This window comes from Mesorhizobium sp. BR1-1-2 (assembly GCF_020165435.1).
Lineage (GTDB): Bacteria > Pseudomonadota > Alphaproteobacteria > Rhizobiales > Rhizobiaceae > Mesorhizobium.
On record NZ_JAIUID010000005.1, the window covers coordinates 384,103 to 402,783 of the forward strand.

At 58.8% G+C, this 18,681-nt stretch carries 16 protein-coding genes; 6 read left to right on the plus strand and 10 right to left on the minus strand.

Annotated features, from left to right (window positions below):
- Positions 1 to 50 precede the first annotated feature (50 nt).
- The 6 genes from LB551_RS14415 (at position 51) to rfbD (ending at position 5,231) form a co-directional block, all read left to right on the plus strand.
- Positions 51 to 641, plus strand: coding sequence for a biotin transporter BioY (locus LB551_RS14415; protein WP_224659593.1), 591 nt, complete (start codon positions 51 to 53; stop codon positions 639 to 641).
- Between the two features lie 61 nt (positions 642 to 702).
- Entirely contained in the window at positions 703 to 1,737 is a 1,035-nt protein-coding gene (locus LB551_RS14420) for an NAD-dependent epimerase (RefSeq protein WP_224659594.1), read from the plus strand.
- Between the two features lie 80 nt (positions 1,738 to 1,817).
- Positions 1,818 to 2,699, plus strand: coding sequence for a glucose-1-phosphate thymidylyltransferase RfbA (gene rfbA / locus LB551_RS14425; protein WP_140638700.1), 882 nt, complete (start codon positions 1,818 to 1,820; stop codon positions 2,697 to 2,699).
- Positions 2,700 to 3,254 (plus strand): dTDP-4-dehydrorhamnose 3,5-epimerase, encoded by a 555-nt coding sequence (rfbC, locus tag LB551_RS14430; protein ID WP_224659595.1) that lies wholly within the window; start codon positions 2,700 to 2,702, stop codon positions 3,252 to 3,254. It abuts the gene before it with no gap.
- Positions 3,255 to 3,285: 31 nt separating this feature from the next.
- Positions 3,286 to 4,356, plus strand: a complete 1,071-nt coding sequence (rfbB, locus tag LB551_RS14435) for a dTDP-glucose 4,6-dehydratase (protein ID WP_224659596.1) — start codon at positions 3,286 to 3,288, stop codon at positions 4,354 to 4,356.
- The gene (gene rfbD / locus LB551_RS14440) at positions 4,353 to 5,231 is read left to right on the plus strand and encodes a dTDP-4-dehydrorhamnose reductase (RefSeq protein ID WP_224659597.1); all 879 of its coding nucleotides are present in this window, start codon (positions 4,353 to 4,355) and stop codon (positions 5,229 to 5,231) included. The genes rfbB and rfbD overlap by 4 nt, the downstream gene beginning before the upstream one ends.
- 76 nt (positions 5,232 to 5,307) lie before the next feature.
- Here the strand turns inward: rfbD and LB551_RS14445 are convergent, their stop codons facing one another.
- From LB551_RS14445 to LB551_RS14490, 10 genes are all read right to left on the minus strand, one after another.
- A complete protein-coding gene (locus LB551_RS14445) occupies positions 5,308 to 6,426 on the minus strand; it encodes a glycosyltransferase (RefSeq protein ID WP_224659719.1) in 1,119 nt (372 codons plus the stop codon).
- A gap of 448 nt (positions 6,427 to 6,874) precedes the next feature.
- Entirely contained in the window at positions 6,875 to 7,621 is a 747-nt protein-coding gene (locus tag LB551_RS14450) for a glycosyltransferase family 2 protein (RefSeq protein ID WP_224659598.1), read from the minus strand.
- On the minus strand, positions 7,621 to 8,568 hold the full coding sequence (locus tag LB551_RS14455; RefSeq protein WP_224659599.1) for a GDP-L-fucose synthase family protein: 948 nt from the start codon (positions 8,566 to 8,568) through the stop codon (positions 7,621 to 7,623). Before LB551_RS14455 ends, LB551_RS14450 begins: the two co-directional genes overlap by 1 nt.
- A gap of 10 nt (positions 8,569 to 8,578) precedes the next feature.
- The gene (gene gmd, locus LB551_RS14460) at positions 8,579 to 9,661 is read right to left on the minus strand and encodes a GDP-mannose 4,6-dehydratase (RefSeq protein ID WP_224659600.1); all 1,083 of its coding nucleotides are present in this window, start codon (positions 9,659 to 9,661) and stop codon (positions 8,579 to 8,581) included.
- Entirely contained in the window at positions 9,658 to 10,590 is a 933-nt protein-coding gene (locus LB551_RS14465; protein WP_224659601.1) for a glycosyltransferase family 2 protein, read from the minus strand. Before LB551_RS14465 ends, gmd begins: the two co-directional genes overlap by 4 nt.
- Positions 10,587 to 11,837 carry an ABC transporter ATP-binding protein gene (locus LB551_RS14470; protein WP_224659602.1) on the minus strand — a complete coding sequence of 417 codons (1,251 nt, stop codon included), beginning with the start codon at positions 11,835 to 11,837 and terminating at the stop codon, positions 10,587 to 10,589. Before LB551_RS14470 ends, LB551_RS14465 begins: the two co-directional genes overlap by 4 nt.
- The gene (locus LB551_RS14475) at positions 11,837 to 12,655 is read right to left on the minus strand and encodes an ABC transporter permease (protein ID WP_224659603.1); all 819 of its coding nucleotides are present in this window, start codon (positions 12,653 to 12,655) and stop codon (positions 11,837 to 11,839) included. The genes LB551_RS14470 and LB551_RS14475 overlap by 1 nt, the downstream gene beginning before the upstream one ends.
- 98 nt (positions 12,656 to 12,753) lie before the next feature.
- Entirely contained in the window at positions 12,754 to 13,761 is a 1,008-nt protein-coding gene (locus LB551_RS14480; protein WP_224659604.1) for a GDP-mannose 4,6-dehydratase, read from the minus strand.
- Complete coding sequence (locus LB551_RS14485) at positions 13,761 to 17,042, minus strand: glycosyltransferase (RefSeq protein WP_224659605.1); 3,282 nt, start codon at positions 17,040 to 17,042, stop codon at positions 13,761 to 13,763. The genes LB551_RS14480 and LB551_RS14485 overlap by 1 nt, the downstream gene beginning before the upstream one ends.
- A complete protein-coding gene (locus tag LB551_RS14490; RefSeq protein ID WP_224659606.1) occupies positions 17,039 to 18,601 on the minus strand; it encodes a sulfotransferase family protein in 1,563 nt (520 codons plus the stop codon). Before LB551_RS14490 ends, LB551_RS14485 begins: the two co-directional genes overlap by 4 nt.
- Between the last annotated feature and the right edge of the window lie 80 nt (positions 18,602 to 18,681).

The window sequence follows — 18,681 nt, forward strand, 5'->3', positions numbered from 1 at the left end:
AACGCAAGACCGCGATCATAGGATGGCGGCAAATCGGATTGGGGAAAACCATGGCAACTGCAACGACGATGCGTCCGCTTGTTTCTCTGGCTCTGCCGCAGGAGGGAGCGGCGCGGCTGGCAACGCAGCTTTTCCTGGCGATCGCCGGAACGCTGTTGTTGACGCTGTCAGCCAAGACCAAGGTGCTTCTGGGGCCGGTCGATATTTCGATGCAGACGCTCGCGGTCCTGCTGATCGCGGCCGCCTTCGGCCTGCGTCTCGGCGTCGCAACCCTGCTGCTCTATATGGCCGAGGGCGCGATGGGCTTCCCGGTTTTCCAGGGCACGCCGGAAAAGGGCATCGGCATTGCCTACATGCTTGGCTCGACCGGCGGCTATCTCGCCGGCTTCGTGGTCATGGCGGCGATTGCCGGCTGGGCCGCCGATCGCGGCTGGGATCGCCATCCGATCAAGCTTTTCAACGCGATGATGGTCGCCGAGTTCGTCATGATAGCCATGGGCTTTGCCTGGCTGGCGATGCTCATCGGCCCGGAAAAATCCTGGCAGTTCGGCGTCGTGCCGTTCATTGTCGGTGATCTGATCAAGGTTGCTTTGGCCGCGTGTCTGGTGCCCGCCGTCTGGTCGCTGCTCAAGCGCGCCTGAGACTGTAGGGAGCTCGGGCTGCAGCGGCGTCAGAGGTCTATTCAGGGGTTGGGCGCGTCTGATGAAGGTTCTTGTCACCGGCGCTGCCGGCTTCATAGGCTATCACGTCGCCAGGCTGCTGCTGGAACGCGGCGACGAGGTCGTCGGCATCGACAGCATCAACGACTACTATGATCCGCAGATCAAGCATGCGCGGTTGCGGCTTCTGGCCGAAGCAAGCCGCGGCACCAATGCGGGCTACCATTTCATCCATGGCAATCTCGCTGAGCGGAGCGTGGTGGACGGTTGCTTTGCCGACCACGCCTTCGACCGGGTGATCCATCTCGCCGCCCAGGCAGGCGTCCGCTACAGCCTGGAAAACCCGCACGCCTATGTCGAGAGCAACATTGTCGCCTATACCAACATGCTGGAGGCCTGCCGCAGCGCGCACGTCGCGCACCTGACCTATGCCAGCACGTCGAGCGTTTATGGCGCGAACACCGACATGCCGTTTTCCGAGCATCGCCCGGCCGATCATCCGCTGCAGTTCTACGCCGCCACCAAGCGCGCCAACGAACTGATGGCGCACAGCTACAGCCACCTTTTCGGCCTGCCGACCACGGGCTTGCGCTTCTTCACCGTATACGGCCCCTGGGGGCGTCCTGACATGGCACTGTTCCTGTTCACCAGGAACATCCTGGCCGGCGAGCCGATCAAGCTGTTCAACAATGGCAACCACACGCGCGACTTCACCTATGTCGACGACATCGCCGAAGGCGTTATCCGCGCCAGCGACAGCCCGGCCGCCGGCAACCCGGCGTGGGATTCCGGCCATCCCGATCCGGCGACAAGCAGCGCCCCCTGGCGCGTCTTCAACATCGGCAACAACAACCCGGTGAAGCTGACTGCCTATGTCGAGGCTCTGGAAAGCGCGCTCGGGCGCAAGGCAGTGGTCGAGCTGTTGCCTTTGCAGGCCGGCGACGTGCCCAACACCTTTGCCGACACCTCGGCGCTGCAAGCGGCGGTCGGCTATCGCCCCGGTACGTCCGTGACGGAGGGCATCGGGCGGTTCGTCGAATGGTATCAAGGGTACTTTGGTAACGAGTCTGCGTTATAAACGGACCTTGCAGCAGCTTTTTCGGGTGTGGTTTGGCTACCGCTGCTGCCGAGGAGTTTTAGTGTGTCAAGGAGAGTTTCTTGAAAGGAATTATCCTTGCTGGAGGCAGTGGAACGCGCCTTTATCCACTAACGTTAGCCGTCTCTAAGCAAATACTCCCGGTGTACGACAAGCCGATGATCTATTACCCGCTGAGCGTTTTGATGCTTGCGGGGATTCGAGAGATTTTGGTCATTTCCACGCCGCGGGACCTGCCGGTTTTCCGCGAGCTGCTGGGCGATGGATCAGAATTCGGGCTGGAGTTGTCCTATGCCGAGCAGCCGCAGCCTAACGGGCTTGCGGAAGCCTTCATCATCGGCCGTGATTTTATCGGGGCGGACAGCGTGTCGATGATCCTGGGCGACAACATTTATTTCGGCGACGGGTTGTCCAAGCTTTGCCGCACCGCGGCATCGCGCGAAAGCGGCGCTTCGGTGTTCGCCTACCATGTCGAGGATCCGGAGCGCTATGGCGTGGTGTCCTTCGACAAGACCACCGGAACCGCGCTCACGATTGAGGAAAAACCACAGAAGCCGAAATCCAACTGGGCCGTCACCGGCCTTTATTTCTACGACAACGAGGTTGTCGACATCGCCTCAAGGATTCGGCCCTCGGCTCGTGGCGAGCTCGAAATTACGGCGGTCAACAATGCCTATCTCGAGCGTGGCCAGTTGCAGGTGCATAGGTTGGGGCGCGGCTACGCCTGGCTCGATACCGGCACTCACGACAGCCTGGACGATGCTTCTTCGTTCGTGCGTACAATCGAACGTCGCCAAGGCATCAAGGTCGCCTGTCCGGAGGAAATCGCCTTCGAACAGGGCTGGCTCAGGGCTGAGGAGGTCCTGCAGCGCGCAACCCGCCTGGGAAAAAATGAATATGCCGCCTATCTGCGCCGCCGCGTGGTCGAGTTGTCGGAGGACTAGATGCTGGAGGTGAGACCCCTTGGCATCGAAGGTCTGCTCGAAATCATTCCGAAGCGGCACGGCGATGCCCGTGGCTACTTCACCGAAACCTGGAACGCCGCACGCTTTGCCGAGGTCGGCCTCGAACTCGCCTTCGTCCAGGACAATCACTCCTATTCCGCAGCGGCCGGTGTCGTCAGGGGGCTGCACTATCAGTTGCCGCCACGTGCACAGGACAAGCTGCTGCGCGTTGTCAGAGGCAGTGTCCTGGATGTCGCGGTCGATATCCGCCGCTCCTCGCCGACATTCGGAAAATGGGTTGCCCTCGAGGTCTCGGCCGAGAAGGGCAACCAGATTCTGGTGCCCAAGGGCTTCGCCCACGGTTTCATGACGTTCGTGCCCGATACCGAGGTACTGTACAAGGTGACCGACACCTATTCGCCCGAACACGACCGCTCGATCCGTTTCGACGACCCCGCCATCGGCATAGAATGGCCGCCGCCGGCTGGCGGCTTCCAGCTTTCCGACAAGGACCTCAAGGCGCCGCTGCTCGCCGCCGCCGAGGTGTTTGCCTGATGAACATTGCCAGATGCATGGGGATAGCGGCATGAATTTTCTGGTGACGGGTGGGGCTGGCTTCATCGGTTCGGCGGTGTGCCGGCATCTGTGCGCCAACCCGGCCTACCGGGTGACCAATCTCGACAAGCTGACCTATGCGGGCAATTTGGCCTCGCTGCGGCCGATCGAGAATGCACACAATTACAGCTTCGCTCATGCCGACATCTGCGACGAGCGGGCGGTGCTCGACATATTGCGCCGCGACAGTATCGACATCGTCATGAACCTCGCCGCCGAGAGCCATGTCGACCGCTCGATCGACGGGCCGGGCGCCTTCATCGAGACCAACATCGTCGGCACCTACCGCATCCTCAATGCGGCGCTGGAATACTGGCGCGGCCTATCCGGCGACAGGAAGGGCCGATTTCGCTTCCATCACGTCTCGACCGACGAGGTGTTCGGCGACCTGCCCTTCGATGGCGGCATGTTCGTCGAGGAGACGCCTTACGCGCCGTCCTCGCCCTATTCCGCCTCCAAGGCGGCCTCCGACCATCTGGTGCGGGCCTGGCACGAGACCTATGGCCTGCCGGTGGTGCTGTCCAATTGCTCGAACAATTACGGGCCTTACCATTTTCCCGAAAAGCTGATCCCGCTGGTCATCCTCAACGCGCTCGACGAGAAGCCGCTGCCGGTCTACGGCGCCGGCGCCAATGTGCGTGACTGGCTGTTCGTCGAGGACCATGCGCGCGCGCTGGAACTGATCGCCACCAAGGGGCCGCCGGGTGAGAGCTACAATGTCGGCGGCAATTCGGAACGCACCAATCTGGGTGTCGTCGAGACGATCTGCGATCTGCTCGACGCCAGGCGCCCCCGAGCCGGCGGCAAAAGCTATCGCGGCCTGATCTCTTTCGTCACCGACCGCCCCGGCCATGATCGCCGCTACGCCATCGACGCCTCCAAGATCGGCCGCGAGCTCGGCTGGGCGCCGAAGGAGAATTTCGACAGCGGTCTGGCAAGGACGGTCGACTGGTACCTGGACAACAAATGGTGGTGGGGACCGATCCGCGAACAGCGCTATGCCGGCGACAGACTGGGCGGAGCGCGCAAGGAGGCCGTGTGAGGCTCGTTGTCACCGGACGCGAGGGCCAGGTCGCGGCAAGCCTTCTGGAGGCCGGGCGCGAAGACGTCGAGGTCGTCGCCATCGGCCGGCCGCAGCTCGACCTAGCACGGCCCGAGACCGTGATCGACGCCATCGCCGCCGCTAAGCCCGATATCGTCGTGTCGGCCGCCGCCTACACGGCGGTGGACCAGGCCGAGGACGAGCCTGAGCTGGCCTATGCGGTGAACGCCGCCGGCGCCGGCGAGGTGGCGCAGGCGGCGGCTCGGCGCGGCGTTCCCGTCATCCATCTTTCGACCGACTATGTCTTCGACGGCACCAAGGACGGTCCCTATCTGGAAACCGACGCGACCGCGCCGATTGGCGTCTACGGCGCCTCCAAACTTGCCGGCGAACAGGCCGTGGCATCAGCTAATCCGCGCCACCTGATCCTGCGAACTGCCTGGGTCTACAGCCCGTTTGGCAAGAATTTCGCCAAAACCATGCTTAGGTTGGCCAGTGATCGCGACGAGATACCGGTTGTGGCCGACCAATGGGGAAATCCCACTTCCGCGCTTGATATCGCCGACGCGATCCTGCATGCGGCAGCACGGCTGCACCGCAACGAGGATTTCGCCGCGTGGGGCATCTATCATCTGGCCGGTACGGACGAAACCAACTGGAGCGGCTTCGCCCGCTATATCCTGGACACAAGCGGTGGGCTCGGTGGCCCCTCCGCGCGGGTGCGGGACATTGCTGCGACGGACTATCTTACCAAGGCGCGCCGCCCCGTCAATTCACGCCTGTCGAGCGCGAAGTTTGCCTCGGTGTTTGGATGGCGTGCGCCGGTACTGCAGAAGTCGGCGCGAGAGGTGATCCGTCGTCTCCTGAGCAGGTGACTTGACGGGCTTTGACTGCATCAACAACCAGCAACCGGCGGGGGATTCACCGGGTGCCGCAGCGCGAAGCCGTATGTCAGCGTCGGCGGTTATCGAGTTGGTGATAGAGCTTGGCGTAAGCTTTTCCCATCCTGTCAGCTGTAAAGAGGCGAACGTAGCGATCGCGAGCAGCTCGCCCCCAGTTCGCTGCCTCGACCGGCGAATCGACGACCTGGTTGATGGCTTGGGCAAGGCGTGCTGGATCGGAAGGCGGTACGACCAACCCGGTTTCGCCGGCTTTGTTCACATAACTTGTTCCCGTTCCGATCTCGCAAGAGATCATCGGTTTGCCGCACATCGCAGCCTCGACGAGAGAAAGCCCGTAGGCTTCCGACCTTTGGTTCGACGGAAAAACGAACCCCAGGCAGTTGTGGAGGAGCGCCATTTTGTGCCGCTCGGCCACCTCGCCAAGGAATATCACATTGTTGCGACGCAACGTCTTGGCCTGAAGCTTGAGCCGCTCTTCGATAGGCCCTGATCCGGCAATAACGATCTTGCACCTGACTTTGTCGGCCGCCTGAATCAGCACGTCCAGCCCCTTATAGTAGCGCAAGACGCCGACGAAGAGCACGAAAGGCTCCGCTACTGCCGCTTGGCACCATCTGTTGTCGGCTTCGGTCGGCGTGGGATAATCTGTTTCATCTATACCGATAGGGATGATCGTCGATTTGCCCTCCAAGCCCCTGAGAACGGAGCTCGATTTCAAATAGTCCGGGGATGTCGCGACGATAGCGTCCACATCCCTGAGGAAGCGCAGCATGAACGGCCGATAAAGAGGCAGCAAAAGTCTTTGTTTGACGATGTCGGAATGGTAGGTGACGACGGTCGGTTTGCCGTGACGGGATTGAAAATGCACCATGTCCATGAATGGCCATGGGAAATGGTAATGTATGAGGTCGGCTTTCCCAGCGAGCGCTCCGAACTTCCGGAAGACCTCGAACGAAAACCCGGTCGATGCCAATTCGAAATCCAGCCTGGCTTTTCGGGCCATGTGCCCGTCGAGATACTGCGTGTTTTCGTTTGGAGCACGGCTCAAGGAGAGCACTTCGGTCTCGATGCCATGACTGGCGGTGCTTCGAGCGATGGCATGTATCGTCCGCTCCACCCCGCCAAAGGTGTCGGGCCAGTATGTCTTAAAGAAATGGAGGACTTTCAAGCGTTGATCTTCCGTCTTTAGTTGATCCTCCCACGTAAAGCGTACTGCGTTAGGCGCGCCGCCCGCGACCCTCTCGCGCAATGCCGCGCCGACGGACAAGCCGCTCGAAGCGCTTGCGATTGCTGCTGGTCCGTCGGGGATAAGAACCGCGCTTTCCCCGGCGACTTCCGGCACCGGCGAGGCTTTCGATGTTAACGCGGCCTTGCCGAAGACAGTGCCTCGACGATCGGAAAACCAAAACCTTGATAGCGAGGTCGCAGCGCGAACGGGGCGAGCTATTTTGCGAAGGTTCTTCCTGGGCTAGATCGTGCGACACAGAGCGCATAGGGCCCTCACCGGACGCTTACTGCCGAGCAGTCACGCACCTGCTGAACTGGCGAGGTGAGCGAGTGTATGGCCACATTGTTCCTTTCTTTGCTTTTCGGGTCAGCGAAGGCGATAAGCTACCTTAAGCGCCGTTGGTCAACGCTTTCCACCAGACGGCATAAGGTTGATACATCCGCCATTTTAGCGGCAGCGATCCGTTATGGCGGCGGACGACATTCATAGCCTCCCTGTAGTGCGCGGAACGAAATTTGTTCGTCTTTGTAGCCCCGTGGTTCCGGTTCACAGCAACAAACCCATCGACAAAAATGAAGTCGCCGAAGGACTGATAGAGTTTCCACCAGAGATCATAGTCCATTGCCATATGCAGCGTCTCATCGAGCCCGCCGACAGCATCCCACGCGCTGCGGCGAACGAGAGTGCCAGGCTGAGAGACTATGCACCGCAAAGCCAGGGCGCGGCGGGCGAAAGGTTGAACCCAAACCGGTCGCCGTCGGCCTGTTGCTTCATCCAAGTTCCACACCCGACCGTAGGCCGCAGGCGCTTCCGGCTGCCGCTCCAGCGCTGCAACGAGATTCACGAGGCCACCGTCAAGCATAATATCGTCACTGTTCAACCAACAAACGTATGGCGCGGTCGCTTGCGCCACGCCCTCGTTGATGGCAGCCGATTGGCCTGCATCCCGGTGAGACCGCGCGCCGGCAAGATGGGTGCGCCAAGTCTGGATCACAGCCATCGAATTGTCCGTCGAACCTCCGTCCTGAACAAAGACTTCCAACGGCACATTCTGCTGGAAGATCGACCGTAGCGCCGCATCAAGGAACCTCCCTTGGTTCAGCGATGGCACGATCACCGAGACGATCGGCTTCATTAGGCAAGGCCCAACTTGCGCCTCATATCAGGAATGACGCTGGCGATCCCCTGCTCGAGCTTGATCGAGGCCGTCCATCCCAATTTCGCCAAGCGCGATACATCTAGAAGCTTGCGAGGTGTGCCGTCCGGTTTGCTCGAATCAAAGCGAAGGGTGCCTGAGAAGCCGACGATGCGCCCGATCGTCTCTGCAAGTTCGCGTATGGTTACATCGGAGCCGGTGCCAACATTGTAGAGGCCGCCGGTAACGCCGCGCTCGAGCATAAAGAGGCAGGCGTCAGCCATGTCGTCGACGTGCATGAACTCGCGCCGAGGCGAGCCGCTGCCCCATACGACCACTTCCGGAGCGCCCGTCCGGTGCGCGTCAAAGGTCTTGCGCAGCAGAGCGGGCAGCACGTGGCTGGTGTCAAGATCATAGTTGTCGTTAGGGCCGTAGAGGTTAGTTGGCATCAGCGACACGAACTTGGAACCATACTGGCTGTTGTAGGCCTCGCACATTTTGATCCCTGCGATCTTCGCGATAGCATACGGTTCGTTCGTGTATTCAAGCGGTCCTGTGAGTAGATAATCTTCCCGGATAGGCTGGGGACAATCTCGCGGATAGATGCAACTCGACCCAAGGAAGAAGGCTCGGTCGACGCCGGCGCGATAGCAAGCATCGATGACATTGGCTTCGATCATGAGATTGTTGTAGATGAACTCGCCACGATACGTATTGTTGGCTTGGATTCCCCCTACCTTTGCGGCTGCCATAAATACGAACTGCGGACGTTCGGCCAACATCAGGTCAGCCACGGCCTGCTTGTCCATCAAATCAAGTTCAGCATGGCTGCGCGTGAAGGTATTATGATACCCGCGGTCTGCCAAACGCCTGACGATGGCGGAGCCCACCATGCCACGATGCCCTGCGACGAAGATCTTCGCTGAGGTGTTTAACGACTGTGTCATCGGCGGCGGCCTACTCGTGGTAGTCATGGGCGGTATAGCCGGCCTGACGCACGATCTGGTCGCGAGTGGCGCTGGATAGGTCCTCACGCACCATTTCCTCAACCAGTTCTTCAAAGGTGATCTTGGGCGTCCATCCCAGCTTCTCCCGAGCTTTGCTCGCATCGCCGAGCAGGGTATCGACCTCGGCGGGACGGAAGTACCGTTCATCGACGGCTACCACTATATTGCCATTCTCATCGTAACCGCGCTCCTCCACCCCTTTGCCTTCCCAGCGAATGGGCATTCCCAAATGCCGGGCGGCGATCTCCACGAACTCACGGACACTGTACTGCACACCAGTAGCTATGACGAAATCCTCCGCTTGATCCTGTTGCAGCATCAGCCATTGCATTTCGACATAGTCCTTTGCGTGACCCCAGTCACGGAGCGAATCGAGATTGCCGAGATAGAGCGTCCTTTGCACTCCGAGTTTGATACGGGCCAGCGCGCGCGTAATCTTCCTAGTAACGAAGGTTTCGCCCCGCCGCGGGGACTCGTGGTTGAACAGGATGCCGTTGCACGCATAGATGCCGTAGGCTTCCCGGTAGTTCACTGTGATCCAGTAGGCATACAACTTAGCAACGGCGTAAGGACTACGTGGGTAGAACGGTGTGCGCTCGGTCTGAGGCGTTTCCTGGACGAGACCGTAAAGCTCTGACGTCGAGGCCTGATAGAAGCGGGTTTTGTCCTGCATGCGGAGATTTCGTATGGCCTCCAGTATGCGTAGCGTGCCCAGTCCATCCGAATTGGCAGTGTACTCCGGCTGCTCGAATGACACGGCCACATGGCTCTGGGCGGCGAGATTGTAGACTTCGTCGGGTGCCACAGACTCAATAACGCGAACCAGCGAGCTGGCGTCAGTGAGGTCGCCGTGATGCAGCATGAATTTGCGGTCAGTAACCTCCGGCCCTTCATATAGGTGATCGATGCGGTCAGTGTTGAAAAGTGAGGTCCTGCGCTTAAGCCCATGAACCTCGTAGCCTTTGCTGATTAGAAGTTCGGTAAGATACGAGCCGTCCTGACCGGTGACGCCTGTGATCAAAGCTTTCTTCATGGGGACATTCTCCTTGTGTGATCACCGCGTATTGCGTTGCTCGGATCGTGTGGCCGTACCGTGTCGAGGGAGAAGCCCTTCCCAGGGGGAAGTCCTCCTACGCGACGCCGCAGGCGATTGTAGATGCCCGACTGCAGGCGAACGAGCAGCGAGAGCGCCTTGCCGCCTCCTGGCACGATCTGGAGGCCATATTTGCTACGAACCTTGGCGATCTCCTGTTTGCCGATCGTTGCCATGTGTCTCGTCGTCTTGGCGTTCTCGTGCACGCGAAACGCTGCCAAGAACCTGTCAACTCGCTTAAAGCGGCCGCGTCGCATGTAACGAACGAACAGGTCATAGTCCATTGCAAAGGCGAAAGATGGATCAAGATTCCCCGCCTCCTCGAAGAGCGTTCGTCGCCAGAAGCAGGTTTCCTGTGGAATAAAATCCCAGCGCTCCATCAGATAGTTCGAATGACGCGGCAGTATCCAGTGACCAACAACCCGATCGTTGGCGTCGATGATGCAGCGGTGGCTGTAGATAAAGGCCACGTCCGAATTTCTGCTGAAGAATTGCGCGACGAAGGATAAGGTCCCGGGCAGCAGAACATCGTCGCTATTGAGGTACGCCATCAGGTCGCCTGTTGCATGGCGGAATCCATCAGCGACGGCGGCGCTTTGCCCCCCATCCGGCCTGCTCTCGAAATGTGCAAAGCGATTGCGGTACGGCTCAAGGCGCTCAAGGGTGTCGTCGGTAGAGCCGCCATCCATGACAATGTACTCAAGGGCGGGGTAGCCCTGCTCGATCACGGACCTGACGGTGCGCTCAATGAAGGCGCCCTGGTTGAATGAAGGCGTGACGATAGAAATGCGCGGTAGGACAACGCTCGCGGATGGGTCTGCCGCCCCGACAGATGGAACATTGGTATTCTGCATGGCTGCCGGGGTCATTCGATGCTCAGTTCGGCGCGCAAGTTGACCATGCCGTAGTAGGTCGGGGCCACATTGGCGTACACGCGCAAAAAGCCGACGTCAGTGCGCCTATGCAGAAAATGATCGTCGCCTTCCACCCGCTCGCTCACACCTGCGGAAAAGAAATAGTCGCCCGGTGGCAAAGCCCCAGTCGGGATCGAGAAACATGCGGTTCGCCGCGCTCCAGCAGTCACTTTGAAAGTGGATTTGTCGAGGATGAGCGAGTTGGTCGCATATATGACTTGTCCCTCAACGTTGACCATTCGCATTCCAAACACAATCCGGTCCACGTCGGCATTGAAATCGACTGTGTAGCACCAGCGGAAAGGGTCTGGTGGACTGACGCTTTCTACTCGCTCGCCGCCGAGGGTTTCGATCCAGGTTTCGACAACAGTCGCCTTGCGATTGCCGTAATCATTGAACCTTTCGACGTCGGGCTTGGCTGCTGCTTGGTCGCCGGTGCTCAACAGGCGGTTGCTGATGTCTAAATCATGTTCGTATGCAGCGATGACCTCGGGAGGGCGTCCCGCTAGGCGTACCATGCCTTCCTTGAGATAATATGCTCTGGTGCAGATTCGCCGCACTGTCTCGAGAGAATGGGATACAAACAGCAACGTCCCGCCGCGTTCTATGTACTGCTCGATCCGCGCGTAGCACTTGCGCTGGAATAGCGCATCACCGACAGCTAGGGCTTCATCGACGATCAACATCTCCGGCTCAAGGCACGCGGACACAGCAAAAGCCAGGCGCATGGTCATGCCGGAAGAATAATTCTTGACCGGCTGCTCGATGAAATCACCGATTTCGGCGAAGGCGGCAATCTCCGCGAAGCGAGCTTCGATCTCCTGCTTAGAGAAACCGAGGATGGCGCCGTTGAGGAAGACGTTCTCGCGACCGGTGAAATCGGGATTGAAGCCGCTGCCAAGCTGCAACAGCGCAGCGATCTTACCGCGCACCGTGACGGTGCCAGACGTGGGCGTCATGGTGCCGGTGATGATCTGCAGCAGTGTGCTCTTGCCCGCACCATTGCGCCCTATGATGGCCACTGCCTCGCCGCGGCTAATCTGCATCGAGACACCTTGGATCGCCCAGAACTCCTTGTGGTATTGGCGTCGGTGTCTGGTCAAAGTCTCCAGCAGCCTGTCCTGCGGACGGTTATAATAACGGTGACATTTACCAATGTCGCGAATATCCACCAGTACGTCCGACACGCCTACCGAATCCATCACAACACATCCGAGAAGCCAGACCTGGTCTTTTGAAACCAGGCATAGCCGAGGGAGAACGTAGCCAAAGCGATTGCAAAATAGAGCACGTATGGACCCAAGTCGGGAAAAACACCTTGCACGAGTGTCGCTCGGAGTGTCTCTACCACATAGGTTAGCGGGTTGAGGATCATGAATGTGCGCATAGGTTGTGGAACCGAGGTGGCGGGGTAGAAAATGGGAGCCAAGAACATCAGGCCCATGCTTAAAAAACCTACGATCTGGCCGACATCCCGCAGGTAGACGGTTGTGGAGGAGAGAAACCAGCCAGCACCCAGGGCTATCAAGCAAAGAGGCAGCAGGATGAAAGGGATGGATATGGCCGAGACTGGGATGCTGCTATGAGTAGCCCACCAGACTGCAAGCAAAATCGCGAGGCTGATGAACGCGTGAAAGGCCGCCGAGCCCAGCGCCACCATGGGCAGTATCTCAAGCGGAAACACGACTTGGTTAACATAACCGGGATTGGTGAGGATCAGCGACGGCGCCCGGGTGATGCACTCGGCAAAGAGTTGATGCAGTATGAGCCCGGCGAAAAGGATCAGTGAGAAATCAAACGTCGTCTCCTGATGCAGACCCCAGCGAGCTTTGAATACTACGCCAAACACGAATGTGTACATGGCCAGCAGGAGAAGTGGATTGATGAATGACCACAACAGGCCTACGAACGAGCCACGGTAGCGGCCGCTAATTTCGCGCCAGATCAACTGCCGGACTAGATAGCCATGTCGGACGGCAGACTGGACTGCTGACACCGGCGTTGCCTTAAAATTCTGCATATCGTTCCTGCCGTTTGAGAAAGCACGTTGTCTGTCGATCTCCGACTGCGTTAGGATCGGCGAAGCTTCATTGGTGTCACGACCCTGAAAAAATGGCTTCAGAGCGTAGCGTCCCGAGTTGCGCCGGCAGTTTGCAGGCGCGCGATCTGGGCTTCCACCATTTGCCGGACGAGTTCCTCGAATGAAGTACGCGGCTGCCAGTTGAGCTCGGCGCGGGCGCGTGACGAATCGGCGATGGTGCGCCTGGAATCGACCGCGCGCACCAAAGCAGGCGCGACAGCGACATGCGTTCTCCAGTCGAGACCGACCAGTGTGAAGGCCGCCTCGCAGAACTCCCTGATTGAATGGCTCTCGCCTGTGCCGATCACATAATCGCGTGGCTCGGATTGCTGTAGCATAAGCCACATAGCCTCCACATAGTCGCCAGCGAATCCAAAATCTCGGTGCACGTCCATGTTGCCGAGATAGAGCATTCCATTCTTGACGATGGGCGATCCGCGTTCGTCCATCGCCTCCGAGGTATGAATACCCAGGCGCAGGCATGCAGCGGCGTACGCGATCTTTTGCGAGACGAAGCCGAGCGGCCTTCTTGGGCTCTCGTGATTGAACAGTATGCCGCTGCACACGTACAGTCCGTAGTGCTGCCTATACGCGCCGGTCATCTGGTGAGCATAGAGTTTGGCAATGCCATAAGGCGTCTGCGGCATCGGCACAGTGCTTTCAGACTGCGGGTACTCCGTGGCGTCACCGAATATCTCAGAGGAGGTCGCTTGAAACACGCGGCATTTTGGCAACCGCTGGCGTATGCGATCGAACAGATGATGGGGCATGAGCGCATTTACCAGGCCGGATTCGAGTGGTTTATCCCAAGACATCTGTGGCCGCGATAGCGAGCACAGATTATAAATCTCGTCGGGACGGGCTGCATCGATGATGTCGTCCAGAAGGCGATGATCGGACAGGTCGCCGCCATACACTGCAGTCGCATTAGGCAAATCGAGACCGCGACGGCTGTGGCCGTGAACTGCATAACCTTTGCTAGCCAACAGCTTGGCCAAATACCAGCCATCCTGGCCGGAACAACCGGTGACCAGCGCTCTCCGCATCAGACTTCGATTCTTTCCTGCTTGGGGGCAGCAGAAGAAAGGCTGTCTCTTGCGGGTTCTCCTGTCTTTGCTTTCGGCATTTGGGCAATTTCCTCGAGCCACGGGCGCAATTTGTCCAGGGCTACACTCCAAGCATACTTAGCTTCGACCAAAGCGCGACCATTGAGAGCAAGCTGAGCCGCCTGCTGCTCATCCCGGAGGAGGGTGATGATATGCCGGGCAAGTCCGGCATCGTCATCGGCGACTTTGGCATGGATATCGGCTTCGATGTCCAGCCCCTCGACCGCAAGGCTCGTGCAAACGCTCGGAATGCCGGCCGACAGAGCTTCGAGCACCTTATACTTGGTTCCGCTACCTGTCGTCAGGGGTGCGCACATGACCTGCGCGTTACGCAGATAAGCCCGCACGCTGTCCACCGCGCCGGTCACGAAAACCCGTTTGCCGTCAGAGCGAGCGACGAGTTCGGGCCGGGGAAGCTGCCCGACGAGCCAAGCCTGCGCACAGGGCAACTCCTTCCAAACCAGCGGCATCACCCTATCGATGAGGCGCATGGCGGCTAAGTGGTTGGGTTCATAGCCCATGCTAGCGATGAAAGCGACGGCTGGGGTGTCTGTCGGCGCGCGCTTTTCGAACGCGAAGTACTCAGTGTCGACGCCATTTTGAACCACTGCTACGCGCCGCGGATCCAAGCCATAGCGCTCAATGAAGATGGATCGGTCGAGCTCGCTGACGGCCAGCACGCCGTCGTAGAGCGCCAGATTGCACTGCTCGAACACCCGCGCGCGCCTGGCTTCGACATAGCCGGTGAGCCTGCGATGGCCGGTGGCCGTCATCGCCAATCGCTCTATCCGTACCGATTCCACGTCGTAGCTCGCCATGATAGTGCGCGTCTCCCCCAAATCCTTCTCTAGCAACAAAGCAATGCCGTTTGATTGCGGGCTGACGATCAAGAACCTCGGACGATGCTTCAGCAGGAACTGGCGGACGAAATTGACGACGTTGGCTCGTAACACTTGGAGATTGGAGTTCGCGTCGAAATGGAATCGGGAGGTTGGTGCCGCCAAGCTGAGCTTGTTTAAGGCTCGGCGCAAGGTGAACGCAGGCGAACGTATGCGATTGAACGCGATCGGGTCCAGCAACTCGGCTCCTTCTCCGATTAGTGAAGAGTCGAAATAGTTGACCAGCGCTGGCCGGAGGATGTCGCCGACACCCTCGTGAGATCGTGGATACGTCGCCGCGAAGCTAAGATCGCTGTGCTTCTGCAACTCCTCGAGAATGTGGAAGTCCCGAATCTCACCGCCGGAGAACCCTGGGTAGCGTGGCAGAAAATGTGAGCAAAAGAGGATCGAGCCCAAGGGCGCCGACGGATCAGCGGGCAGCATTTGCTTGTCATAGACAAAGTCGGGCTGGGCTAGGCCAGGCTTGTGTAGCTTGTGTATTTTGAACGACTTAAGAGGTTTGGGGGCCAACCGCTGCGCCAGTTTCTCCACATTGACATAGCGGGTCACCGCGAGCAGTGCCACGCCTGCCGCTGCGAGCTTGAACCTCCAGTCCCGAGGACGGCCGCCCCAGATCCGATTCAAGAAAGCGACTGTGAAGGAACTTAGGGTTGACTTGAATCCCGGGTCTCTCCAGTGCGGCCACCAAGGCCGGCTGAATCGGTAGAGTTCCACCAAAAATTTGTTCCAATCGCTCGTCTTGGCAGCGCTGTGAATACGGTATAGCGAGAGAGTTTTCTCGACTTTCATGGTCTTGCCAACAGAGACCATACGGAAGAATAGCTCAAAATCGAAGATGAAATGGTAGCTTTCGTCGAGGGGCCCAACGCGGTCCAGCAAGCCCTTGGTGAAGAAAGTCGAAGGCTGTGGAATGCTGTGCACATAGGACCAGTAGGCTGGAACCCGCTCGCGCGGCTGGACGACGCCATAATATAGCGCGGTCTTGTACTCCCCGTGATCCATGATCTTGGGATTGTCCTCCTCATCCACGTAAAGGGCATTGCCGACCACCAAAGACAAGTCGGTATCGGCCGCAAATAGCTGGCCAACGGTGCGGAGCGTATCCACGGCATACATGTCGTCGCTGGCGAGCCAGGTCAACACGTCTCCCGTAGCGCGCGCGAGCCCTTTATTGATGGCATGCGCGGGGCCGTGGTCCTTTTCTGATTCCCAATGAGCGATGTTCTCGTTGTAGCGCTTGAGAATATCGACCGATCCGTCAGTCGAACCACCGTCCATGACAATGACCTCGAGCTTTGGGTAGTTCTGCACGAAAATACTGTCGAGTGTCCGTTCCAGAAACTCCGCTTGGTTGAACGAAGGAATAACGACAGATATCCGCGGCCATTGTCGGGTCGGAATTGCCTCCGGCACAACCGTTCTTGTCCGGGCGACCTGTACATATGTGCCGTCGCCGGCATCGCCCTGCACCGGAAATCCATCTCGCGAGCCTGCCCTTGATTGCAGGTCGTTGGCTCGCATCTGCCCGTACAGCTGCCATATTTGTTGTAATGTGCCTTCGCTCAATTCCTCTCGCATACCGGGCTGCAGCAAGGATTCGAGGAAATAGAGGACGCCGCCGACAGTGAAGGACTTGCCAGTATGCTTGCCAGTCATGGCGATGATCTCGGCCGCCCGTAGCATTCCTCCGCTGGCCGTCTTGGTGTCTTCGTATTCGCGGCTGATCGACAGAAACTCGTTGATTGCTAAGGCTGGGTAGCGTTCCGCGATCCGGATCAGGATGTCCCAATCCATGCTGAAACGTAGGGCTGGATCCAGCCCGCCCACTGCATTCCAAGCTTCCCGAGAGAAGAACACCGAAGGCTGTAGGATGTAGTCCAGGCCCTCCTTGAGCGCCCGGCGATTGAGGGCAATATGCTGCCGAGTGAATGGCGTTTTGATGCCGGTGAGCTCGTCCAGCCGCAGTCCGTTGCCGATATATAGGCCATGCTTCGGATTGCATTCCATAGCGCCAGCCACCGTACGCAAGGCGTCAGGCATATAGAGGTCGTCTGAGTTTAGCCAGGCGACGATGTCGCCCGTCGCCCGCGCAACACCGGCATTAATAGCGGCTGACTGGCCGCCGTCGGGCTGGCTTTGCCAGTAGTCAATCTGCGCCTCAAATTCGCGAATGACCGACACGCTCTCGTCGGTCGAGCCGCCGTCCATGACGATAAGTTCAAGATTATTGTACTTCTGCCCGACGATGCTTTCGAGGCACTGACCCAGGAACCGACCCTGATTGTAGCTGGGAACGACAACGCTGATACGCGGCAGAATCATATGCCCCCCCTACGGAACAGCCGCACGAAAGGTGACTTCCGAAGGGCATCCAATTCGGACTCCAGCCTGTCGATCTCCTGCGCGGCTTGAGAGATTCTGCCTTCCAGTTCGTTTCTTAGCTCTTGGGCATTGTCCAGGCGGCTCGACAAGAGTTCGGCGTTCCTTCGCGCTTCGTCTTTTTCGCGCTCAAGTTTAGCGGCTGCGGCGGTCTGCAAGGCGTTGCTCTCACGCATCTCGGCGTTCAAACGCTCCAGGCGGGTGAGATTCTCGTATAGGTCGAACTGACTGGTTAGATTGCCGAGATTCATCAAGGCGGCTGTGACATCTTCTACTTTGGTGGTGAGATCGGCAATTCCGTGCGTCACGGTCACTCGAGATGCGACGACTTCGCCTTGTAACTCCTGCCTTAGTGCGGCCAGATCAAGTCGCAGCAGGTCAATGTTCGGGCCGGCTGGGGACGTAAGTCGGTTCTCCACCGCTTCCTGCAATAGTGCGATCTTTGATTGCAGCGTAACTCCCAATTCGGCAAACTCCCGCCGCATCGGCGCGATGTCTTGGTCTGGACCGCCATCGGCGAGCGAGTGAGACGCCGCGGATGCGGCTTGGCGCCTGCGCGATAAGTGGTATTGCGTGGCCAATTGCCTCTGCCTCTGCCAATATCGATACGGACGCAAGGAAAGCCCATGTCTCTGGGCCTCAAGCTCTAAAGCCTTCTGCCGGCTGCGTTCGGGCAGCAATTGAGCATCAGGAATCGAACCGGCATCATGCATGTCGTATAATTCGGGATAGCCTAAGTCCGCGAGCACCTCGCGACCGAGATAGGCACACAGCAGGCGAGTGTCTTCCATGCCCAGCGTCTCTAGATAGCGGCCCACCGAATTGGGATGAACGCTATCCGTTTGAGTGATCTTCACGTCACCGAAGGCACTGCCCTGGAGCTGCTTCAATCCGCCCCTGATGTCGCTGTCGAGATCGATGGCTTCGAGACCCAGATGGCCAAAGACACCCGCCATGACGGAAGCTGGATCTCTCACCAGTTCCTCATAACGGACCAGGCGCACATCGTTTTCGCGCGCGAAGTCGATGAGCCGGCGGAAGCCAAGAGCAAAATCGAACAGAATGGGGTGGTCGATTCCGTCTCTCAACGCGGCCAAAACGTCGTTAGCCCAGGTGGATTTGTACGATGCTGCCACGTCCAGCGGATTGCGGATCATCCAGAAGTAGCGCGCTTCCGGCATGGCCTTGCGGATGAAATCGAGGCAATGATGATACCGGGGTGTCTTGTCAACGAGCCACAGCGCTGGACTTCCCACCAGCATCCGCCGATAAATGGTCATTGCGATCTCGCCTCGCAGGCGCATATCAGCGAAGTAAGGCTCGGTGGCCTTGCGGATCAGTTCCACGTCTGCCGGATGGGGCGCCGGGACCAAGCCCAGTGAGGCTACGGCCAGCATTGTCCAGGGCTCTGACGGGCTATGGATTTGCGGATGCTGGTTCAGCAGAGCCGAAAACAGCGTCGTTCCGGACCGAGGTATTCCCAAGAGGTAAGCGACTTGCATGTGCGCTACCTAGATCAATTGGCAAGCAGAAGCTCTGCCAGATAGGCACCGTCCTGCCCGGTGATGCCGGTAGTCAAAGC

Excerpts from the sequence above, each read along its gene's own strand:
- LB551_RS14485 (WP_224659605.1), bottom strand. The coding sequence starts at position 17,042 with ATGATTCTGCCGCGTATCAGCGTTGTCGTTCCCAGCTACAATCAGGGT.
- LB551_RS14475 (WP_224659603.1), bottom strand. The coding sequence starts at position 12,655 with ATGCAGAATTTTAAGGCAACGCCGGTGTCAGCAGTCCAGTCTGCCGTC.
- LB551_RS14420 (WP_224659594.1), top strand. The coding sequence starts at position 703 with ATGAAGGTTCTTGTCACCGGCGCTGCCGGCTTCATAGGCTATCACGTC.
- rfbC (WP_224659595.1), top strand. The coding sequence starts at position 2,700 with ATGCTGGAGGTGAGACCCCTTGGCATCGAAGGTCTGCTCGAAATCATT.
- LB551_RS14470 (WP_224659602.1), bottom strand. The coding sequence starts at position 11,837 with ATGGATTCGGTAGGCGTGTCGGACGTACTGGTGGATATTCGCGACATT.
- LB551_RS14455 (WP_224659599.1), bottom strand. The coding sequence starts at position 8,568 with ATGACACAGTCGTTAAACACCTCAGCGAAGATCTTCGTCGCAGGGCAT.
- LB551_RS14465 (WP_224659601.1), bottom strand. The coding sequence starts at position 10,590 with ATGACCCCGGCAGCCATGCAGAATACCAATGTTCCATCTGTCGGGGCG.
- LB551_RS14450 (WP_224659598.1), bottom strand. The coding sequence starts at position 7,621 with ATGAAGCCGATCGTCTCGGTGATCGTGCCATCGCTGAACCAAGGGAGG.
- LB551_RS14480 (WP_224659604.1), bottom strand. The coding sequence starts at position 13,761 with ATGCGGAGAGCGCTGGTCACCGGTTGTTCCGGCCAGGATGGCTGGTAT.
- rfbB (WP_224659596.1), top strand. The coding sequence starts at position 3,286 with ATGAATTTTCTGGTGACGGGTGGGGCTGGCTTCATCGGTTCGGCGGTG.
- gmd (WP_224659600.1), bottom strand. The coding sequence starts at position 9,661 with ATGAAGAAAGCTTTGATCACAGGCGTCACCGGTCAGGACGGCTCGTAT.
- LB551_RS14490 (WP_224659606.1), bottom strand. The coding sequence starts at position 18,601 with ATGCAAGTCGCTTACCTCTTGGGAATACCTCGGTCCGGAACGACGCTG.
- LB551_RS14415 (WP_224659593.1), top strand. The coding sequence starts at position 51 with ATGGCAACTGCAACGACGATGCGTCCGCTTGTTTCTCTGGCTCTGCCG.